The sequence below is a fragment of the Brevundimonas abyssalis TAR-001 genome, assembly GCF_000466985.1.
Classification (GTDB): domain Bacteria; phylum Pseudomonadota; class Alphaproteobacteria; order Caulobacterales; family Caulobacteraceae; genus Brevundimonas; species Brevundimonas abyssalis.
The window spans coordinates 1-7,436 of sequence record NZ_BATC01000091.1 but is presented as its reverse complement, the minus strand read 5'-3'; the positions used below and the strand labels follow the sequence as shown (position 1 = coordinate 7,436).

Annotated in this window: 6 protein-coding genes and 1 pseudogene; 1 reads left to right on the top strand and 6 read right to left on the bottom strand. The window is 70.1% G+C overall.

Annotated elements, in window-relative coordinates; genetic code table 11:
• From MBEBAB_RS14245 to MBEBAB_RS14225, 5 genes and pseudogenes are all read right to left on the bottom strand, one after another.
• A pseudogene (locus tag MBEBAB_RS14245) lies at positions 1-934 on the bottom strand (double-strand break repair protein AddB); the annotation flags it as partial.
• On the bottom strand, positions 931-1,647 hold the full coding sequence (murU, locus tag MBEBAB_RS14240) for an N-acetylmuramate alpha-1-phosphate uridylyltransferase MurU (RefSeq protein ID WP_021698689.1): 717 nt from the start codon (positions 1,645-1,647) through the stop codon (positions 931-933). The gene murU and the pseudogene MBEBAB_RS14245, both read right to left, overlap by 4 nt.
• Positions 1,644-2,735 (bottom strand): N-acetylmuramate/N-acetylglucosamine kinase AmgK, encoded by a 1,092-nt coding sequence (amgK, locus tag MBEBAB_RS14235; protein ID WP_021698688.1) that lies wholly within the window; start codon positions 2,733-2,735, stop codon positions 1,644-1,646. Before amgK ends, murU begins: the two co-directional genes overlap by 4 nt.
• A complete protein-coding gene (gene tsaE, locus MBEBAB_RS14230) occupies positions 2,722-3,201 on the bottom strand; it encodes a tRNA (adenosine(37)-N6)-threonylcarbamoyltransferase complex ATPase subunit type 1 TsaE (RefSeq protein WP_045319444.1) in 480 nt (159 codons plus the stop codon). The genes amgK and tsaE overlap by 14 nt, the downstream gene beginning before the upstream one ends.
• Positions 3,185-4,027: a 1-acyl-sn-glycerol-3-phosphate acyltransferase gene (locus MBEBAB_RS14225; RefSeq protein ID WP_021698686.1), complete on the bottom strand. Its 843-nt coding sequence runs from the start codon at positions 4,025-4,027 to the stop codon at positions 3,185-3,187. The genes tsaE and MBEBAB_RS14225 overlap by 17 nt, the downstream gene beginning before the upstream one ends.
• Positions 4,028-4,228: 201 nt before the next feature.
• On the opposite strand from MBEBAB_RS14225, the gene MBEBAB_RS14220 reads away from it, so the two are divergent.
• A complete protein-coding gene (locus MBEBAB_RS14220) occupies positions 4,229-6,292 on the top strand; it encodes a S9 family peptidase (RefSeq protein ID WP_021698685.1) in 2,064 nt (687 codons plus the stop codon).
• Between the two features lie 622 nt (positions 6,293-6,914).
• Here the strand turns inward: MBEBAB_RS14220 and MBEBAB_RS14215 are convergent.
• Positions 6,915-7,436, bottom strand: a 522-nt coding sequence (locus tag MBEBAB_RS14215) for a cytochrome P450 (protein ID WP_045319443.1), incomplete at its 5' end; no start/stop codon positions are given.

The following is a 7,436-nucleotide window of genomic DNA, read 5'->3' as shown; positions in this document are numbered from 1 at the left end:
CCTCGGCGATCAGCCGGCGCCGCGCCCGGCCCAGCCGCGCGCTCTCGCCCGTGTCCCGCGCGGGCCAGGCCCGCACCTCGGCCCGGTCGATGCCGTGCCGCCCGATCAGGCGCTTCAGCGCCCCCTGCGGATGCTGCTCCCCGTCGTCGTCGGCGATCTGGTCCCACGCCGTCTGGGACAGGTCTCGGTCCAGTCCCGGCAGCACCACGCAGCCCGACGGCGCCCGGGCCACGGCTCCCAGCACCGCCGCCGCCGCGGGCACGGTGCCCGTGGAGCCCGCCGCGATCACCGGGAAGGCCGGCGGCCTGTCTTCCCACGCCTCGGCCAGCCGCTTCAGCAGGGTCACCCGCCGCGCCGCCGGGTCGCTGAGACCCAGCTCCTCCAGCCGCCGGGGCCACGCCTCCACCGCCACGGCCAGGAAGGCGGCGGTGGAACGCCAGTGCTCGGCCAGATCGGCCTCGACCAGATCGGCCACCCGGCCCGGGTCGGCCACCTCCTCGATCTGGCAGGAGTCCAGAAACGCCGCCAGCGCCTCGGCCATCTCCAGCGCGCGCAAGGGCTCCACCGCCCCGCCGTGGTGGGCGGCCACCAGACGCGCCAGCTCGAACCGGCGCTTCAGCGGCGAGATGGCCGGCTTCAGGTCCAGCTCCAGCTCGCCCGGCGCGAACGGCGGCTCGTCCTCCTCCAGATCGCCCAGCGGCCGCACCTGCGGCAGCAGCACCGGCCGGTCCCCCGACAGCAGGGTCAGGGCCTCGGTGAAGGCCCGCGCCGCGCGCCGGTTGGGCAGCAGGATGACCGCGTCGCTCAGGGTCTCGGGCGCGTCCTCGCCCAGCCAGTCCAGCACCCCCGCCGCCAGATCCTCCAGAAACGGCCGGTGCGCCTCGATGGACCACCAGCGCGCCCCGGCGCCCGCAAAGGGGTCGAAGCGGCTCATGCGGTCGTCAGCCGGGCCTCGGCCTCATCCCGCGCGCCCGGGTCGCCCACATGCATCCAGTCCCCGTCCAACACGCAGCCGTAAAGGCGCGACTCCCTTTCCGATCGACGCCACAGGGTGCTCAAGGAAAACGGGCCATCTGGTCCCTGACTTGCGTAATCAGGTCTCGTGATGTGCACGCCCATGTAGGCATACGGAACGGTCGGTCTGTCGCCTCGGAAAAGCAGATGGCCGTCGAAGCCTATGGAAAAATCGCCAGGGCCCTCGAAGCCAATTGCCCCTTCCCTTCGGGCGAGCAGAAGAGCCGCATCCATAGAGTTCGAATTCCACAGACTTACGAGATTAGCCAAGGGATCCCGACGACCTTGGGTCCAGACGCTGTCGATATTGGCCACGAACACCGGGTCATCGCCCAGCAGACCCCGCGCCTTCTTGAGCCCGCCGCCGGTCTCCAGCAGTTCGGCCCGCTCGTCGGATATGATGATCTCCGGCCCGCCCGTGCGCGCCGCCAGATGGGCCTCCAGCCGCTCGGCGAACCAGTGCACATTGACCACCGCCCGCTCCACGCCCGCCGCGCCCAGCCGGTCCAGCACATGGTCGATCAGGGCCTTGCCGCCCACCTCCACCAGCGCTTTGGGCCGGTCGTCGGTCAGCGGCCGCATGCGGGTGCCCAGGCCGGCGGCGAGAACCATGGCGGTCTTGGGTCCCGTCATGTCCGGACCTCCACTGGCACATGCCGCGCGAACCAGCCGCGCACCGCCTCCATGCCCGGCTTCTGCAGATTGGCCTCCAGATGCCGCCACATGCGCGGCATGAAGGCCCGGTAGCGGGGCTTGCCGTCCCGCGCGATCAGCCGGGCGAACACCCCCAGGATGCGCGCCTCGTTCAGGGCCGCCAGGGCGGCGTAGTCGGCCAGGAACGGCTCGCGGTCCACGCCCGGCATGCACGCAAAATAGTGGTCCAGCGCCACCGCCTCCAGCTCCGGCGCCACGTCCCGGCGCGCGTCCTGCAACAGCGAGTGCAGGTCCCACGACGGATGGGCCAGCACCGCGTCCTGGAAGTCGATCATGCCCACCCGCCGGTCGCCCGACCGCTGCGGCAGCCAGATCAGGTTCTCGGCGTGATAGTCCCGGTGCGCCACCGACCAGGCCTTCGCCTCGCCCATGGCCGCGATGGGCGCCCACGCCGCGTCCCACTCGGCCAGCGCCGCTGCGCCGAAATCCAGCGCCGGGTTCAACTTCGGCATCCACTGCACGAACAGGTCCGCGCCGCCCTGCAGCGCCACGGCGTCATAGGTCAGCAGCGGCCAGTCCCCGCCCGGCCCGCTCAGCACGTCGGGCATGACCGCGTTCAGATGCAGCTTCGCCAGCGCCTCCACCGCCGCCAGATACAGCGGCGCGGCCGGCTCCCCGTCCTCGATCACCCGCGCGAACAGGTCGTCGCCGAAATCCTCGATCACCGCAAAGCCGGACCCCGCGTCCACGGCGATGATCTCCGGCGTCGACAGGCCCGCGCCGCGAAACAGGTTCGACACCGCCGCAAAGGCCTCGATGCGCCCGGCCGACAGGCGCGCGGTGGCGTTCCACCCCGCCGCCCGCCTCTGCTGCGGCGTCCAGGCGGGGTCGCACGGCGGGCTTTCCGCCGCCGGGGCCTGATCCATCAGCATCAGGCTGGCGCCCGTCGGCGTGGTCAGGCGCTCATAGCGGCGGGTGGAGGCGTCGCCGGGCAAGGGGTCGCGCCGGGCGTCGGCCAGGCCCGCGCCCTTGAGAAATTCGATCCGTTCCGCCTCACGATCCGACATGCTGGATCCTGTCCTTCCACGCGCCTGCGCCGGAAACGGTCGCAACCCGGCCGTCCCCATCCTCGGCGATCTCTATGACGAGTCGGTCCGGCCCGAGGAATTCCGCCGGATCGTCCCCCAGCCGCTCCGGCCATTCGATGACCGCGCAGCCCGTATCCAGCGCGTCGTCCAGCCCGATCTCCAGCACCTCCTCCGGGCGGGTCAGCCGGTACAGGTCGAAGTGCGCGACCGGCGGCTCGCTCTCATAGAACTGCACCAGGGTGAAGGTGGGGCTGGGCACATCCTCGTCCGGCGTGGTCAGGGCGCGGATCAGGCCCCGGGCCAGGGTCGACTTGCCCATGCCCAGCGGCCCGTACAGCAGCACCGCCTCGCCGGGCTTCAGCATCGGCGCGATGGCCGCGCCCAGACGCGTCGTGGCCTCCGCGTCGGCCAGCAGGATCCGGCGGGCCTCAGGCAAAGTCCGCATCCGGCTGGCTGGCCAGGGTCCGTTCGGTGAACGCCTTCAGGGCGTAGGTCGCCCGCGCCGCATCGGTGTCCAGCCGCCGCGCGTCCACCGGCTTGCCCACGATCAGACGATAGGGCTTGCCGCGCTTGTTCAGCATCTCGTGGAACAGGGTGATGTCCCGCATCTCGGCCGAATAGCGGTCGAACAGGTGGAACAGCTTCGAATAGGGCCCCGACACATGGATCGGGATGATCGGCGCCTCATATTTGCGCGCCAGCGACACCGCCGTGGCCGCCCATTGGGGATCGGTCAGCGACCCGTTCTTGCTGACCCGCGCCAGCCGTCCGGCCGGGAACATGACCACGCAGCGCTCCTCCTCAAAGGCGCGACGGGCGGCCTCCAGGGTGGCGCGGGTCTTCTCGCGGGTGCGCTTGGTCTCCACCCACTCCACCGGAATGACCACCTCGCCCAGACGGGGCGAGACCCGCAGGGCGTCGGCATTGGCGAAATAGATGGCGTCGTCCCGCACCCGCCGCACCGCCTCGTGCACCGCCAGTCCGTCGGCGATGCCGGTGGGATGGTTGGCCACCACGATGCAGCGCCCCGTCTGCGGCAGCCGCTCCAGCAGCAGGGCCGACACCTCCAGATCCAGCAGGTCCGCCACATAGGCGAGCGCATCGACGCCCGACCGCACCGCCACCGCATCGGCCATGCTGCGCGCGGGGGCATAGCTGAGCAGCCCGTACAGGACCGGCTTGACCACCGGCCAGACAAGCGACCGGGTCAGCCGCGGCGCACGCTCGGCGATCAGCTGGTCAACGATGTGGGGGGCGGCGGCGAGAACCATGAGGCGGCAAGTTTCGCCTTTGCCGTGCGCCGGGGCAAGCGGGGGAATCGCCTCTTTATTTCCGCTCATCCCCGCGACCCGAAGGGCGGCGCGTGGCAGCCAACGCGGGGATGAGCGGAGGGTGGACAGGGCGAGTCCAGTTTCCGCCGGGCGCACCCCCGTGCTAACCGTGGCCGCACATCCGGCTCTGGGGAAATCGTCATGCGTCCAACCGCCCTCGTCTGCGCCGCCGCCGTTGCGGCCCTCGTCCTGCCCGCCGTCGCCGCGGCGCAGCAGCAGCCCTTCACCTACGAGCACATGCTGAACGCCAACCGCCTGTCCGATCCGCGCGTCTCGCCGGACGGCTCCCAGGTGGTCTACGCCCTGCGCGCCACCCCGCTGGCCGGGGGCTCCACCAGCCTCTACATCCTGGATCTGGACGGCGAGGCCGAACCGCGCCGCCTGCCCATTTCCGACGAGGGCGCCAACACCGCCCGCTGGAGCGCCGACGGCCAGCTGTTCTTCCTGTCCAGCCGCTCGGGCTCGTCGCAGGTCTGGCGCACCGACGCCGACGGAAGCCTCGCGGTCCAGGTCACAGACCTGCCCGTGGACGTCCAGACCTATCGCCTCAGCCCCGCGGGCGACCGCATCGCCGTGGCCGCCGCCGTCTTCCCCGACTGCCCGGACCTGGCCTGCACCGCCGCCCGCCTGGACGAGGAGCCGGACAACTCCGGAACCCTCTACACCCAGCTGTTCGTGCGCCACTGGGACCAGTGGAGCGACGGCACGCGCAACCACGTCTTCGTGCTGGACCTGAGCGGTCAGGGCGTGGCCGACGGCGAGCCGATCTGGGCCACCCGCGACTTCGACGGCGACACCCCCTCGCGCCCCTTCGGCGACGAGAGCGCCTTCACCTTCACCCCCGACGGCAACGGCGTGGTCTTCGCCGCCCGCGAGGCCGGGACCAGCGAGCCCTGGTCCACCGATTTCGACATCTATCTCCAGCCCATCGCGGCCGAGGGCCTGGGCGAGCGGGTCAATCTGACCGACAACAACCCCGCCTGGGACGACGGCCCGGTGTTCTCGCCCGACGGCCGCACCATGGCCTACCGCGCCATGAGCCGCCCGGGCTTCGAGGCCGATCAGTGGAAGATCATGCTGCGCGACGTGGCCACCGGCCAGGTGCGCCAGGTCGCCGCCAACTGGGACCGGTCGCCCGACAGCCTGCAATGGTCCGCCAACGGCCGCAGCCTGTACGCCACCGCCTATGACACCGGTCAGGTCCGGCTGTTCGAGATCGACGTCACCTCCGGCTCGGTCATCCCCATCACCGGCGAGGGCCATGTGGCCGCCGTCCAGCAGACCCCGTCAGGCTTCATCCTGGCCCTGGACAGCCTGACCCACCCCAACGCCCTCTACGCCAAGACCTACCGGGGCCGCGAAATGCCCCGGCTGGTGCTGGACCCCAATCCGCAACTGTCCGATCTGGCCTTCGGCGAGGCCGAGCAGTTCACCTTCGAGGGCTGGAACGGCAATACGGTGCACGGCTATCTGATCAAGCCGGCAAACTATGTGGAGGGCGGGACCTATCCGGTCGCCTTCCTGATCCACGGCGGGCCGCAGGGTTCATTCGGCAACTACTGGTCCTACCGCTGGAACCCCCAGACCTATGCGGGCGCGGGTTATGCGGTGGTGATGATCGATTTCCACGGTTCGGTCGGCTACGGCCAGGAATTCACCGACGCCATCTCCGGTCACTGGGGCGACCGCCCGCTGGAGGACCTGCAGAAGGGCTGGGCCCATGCGCTGGAGACCTGGGACTTCCTCGACGGGAACCGCGCCTGTGCGCTGGGGGCCTCCTACGGCGGCTACATGATCAACTGGATCGCCGGGAACTGGCCCGACGCCTTCCAGTGCATGGTCAACCATGACGGCGTCTTCGACACCCGCTTCATGGGCTATTCCACCGAAGAGCTGTGGTTCACCGAATGGGAGAACCGCGGCACGCCGTGGGAGTCCGGCGCCACCTACGAGACCTTCAATCCGGTCAACCACGTACAGAACTGGCGCACCCCCATGATGGTGATCCAGGGCGGCCGCGATTACCGGGTGCCCACCGACCAGTCCATCGCCGCCTTCACCGCACTCCAGCGCCGCGGCATCGAGAGCCAGTTCCTCTACTTCCCCGACGAGAACCACTGGGTGCTCCAGCCCCGCAACAGCCTGCGCTGGCACACCGAGGTGTTCGGCTGGCTGGACCGCCACCTCGGCGAGGACGCGGAATAGGCGCCCACGCTCTCTCCGTCGTCATCACCGGGCTTGTCCCGGTGATCCATACGCCCGGACCTGTGGGGTGGACCCGGCGACGGGACCACCGAGGTTCCGCTTGCTGAAGCGCGCGTATGGATGGCCGGGACGAGCCCGGCCATGACGGGGGTTGGTCGATCGGCCGTCGGCCCGCCCGTTAATCCCCCATTTCCTGCATCCAGTCCCTTGCCGTGCAAGGCCTCGCCGCTGCGGGCGCCCCTGTTTCGTCCCCCTTCCCTCCAGCGCGCCTACACTGCCTCTGCAGCGATCTCGCGCTGCGATGAACAGGAGAGGCCCCGAATGAGACTCCACACCTCAGCGAAATTCCGACTGGTTTGTTTTCGTTGAATAATTCCGGAAAAGTGAGACTCTCATTGCACTGTTTTTTCGCCCCGGAGTCTCACCAGGGGCCACCGCTCACCCCAGCGAAGGCTGGGGTCCAGATGGCGGACGCGGAGTCGGAAAACAGCACCCCGCCCTTCCGTCCAGTCGCCCGGCGGCAAGAAGCCTGATGAGACTCACAAAAATCAGCGCCGCTGTTTCTGCTCAACAATTCCGCAAAAGTGAGACTCTCATTGCACTGTTTTTCCGTCCCGGAGTCTCACCCGCCGCCCCGCCTGAACACCCTCAGCTGCACCCCGTTCGCGGACCGCAGGGTCAGCCGGGCCACCGGCACAGGGGTCCAGGCCGGGTCGGCCTCGAACCGCAGCCGGCGGCTCAGCATGGCCAGCACCAGCACCGCCTCCTGCAGGGCGAAGGCGGCGCCGGGGCACACGCGCGGCCCGACGCTGAAGGGGAAATAGCCGCCCGCCATGGCCGCCTTGCCCTCGGGACAGCCGAACCGGTCCGGGTCGAAGGCGTGGGGCTCGGTCCACCGCTCGGCCTGCCGATGGCTCAGCCAGGGCGAGACCATGACCACCGAGCCGGGGGGAATGTCCCTCTTGCCCAGCCGGTCCCCCGCCGGGCAGTCCCGCGCCAGGAACGCCACGGGCGGATACAGCCGCATGGCCTCGCGGAACACGTCGCGGGTGAAGCCGAGCCGCTTCATGTGCTCGAAGGCGGGTTGATCGTCACCCAGCACCGCGTCGGCCTCGGCCTGCACCCGCGCCTGAACCTCGGGCGC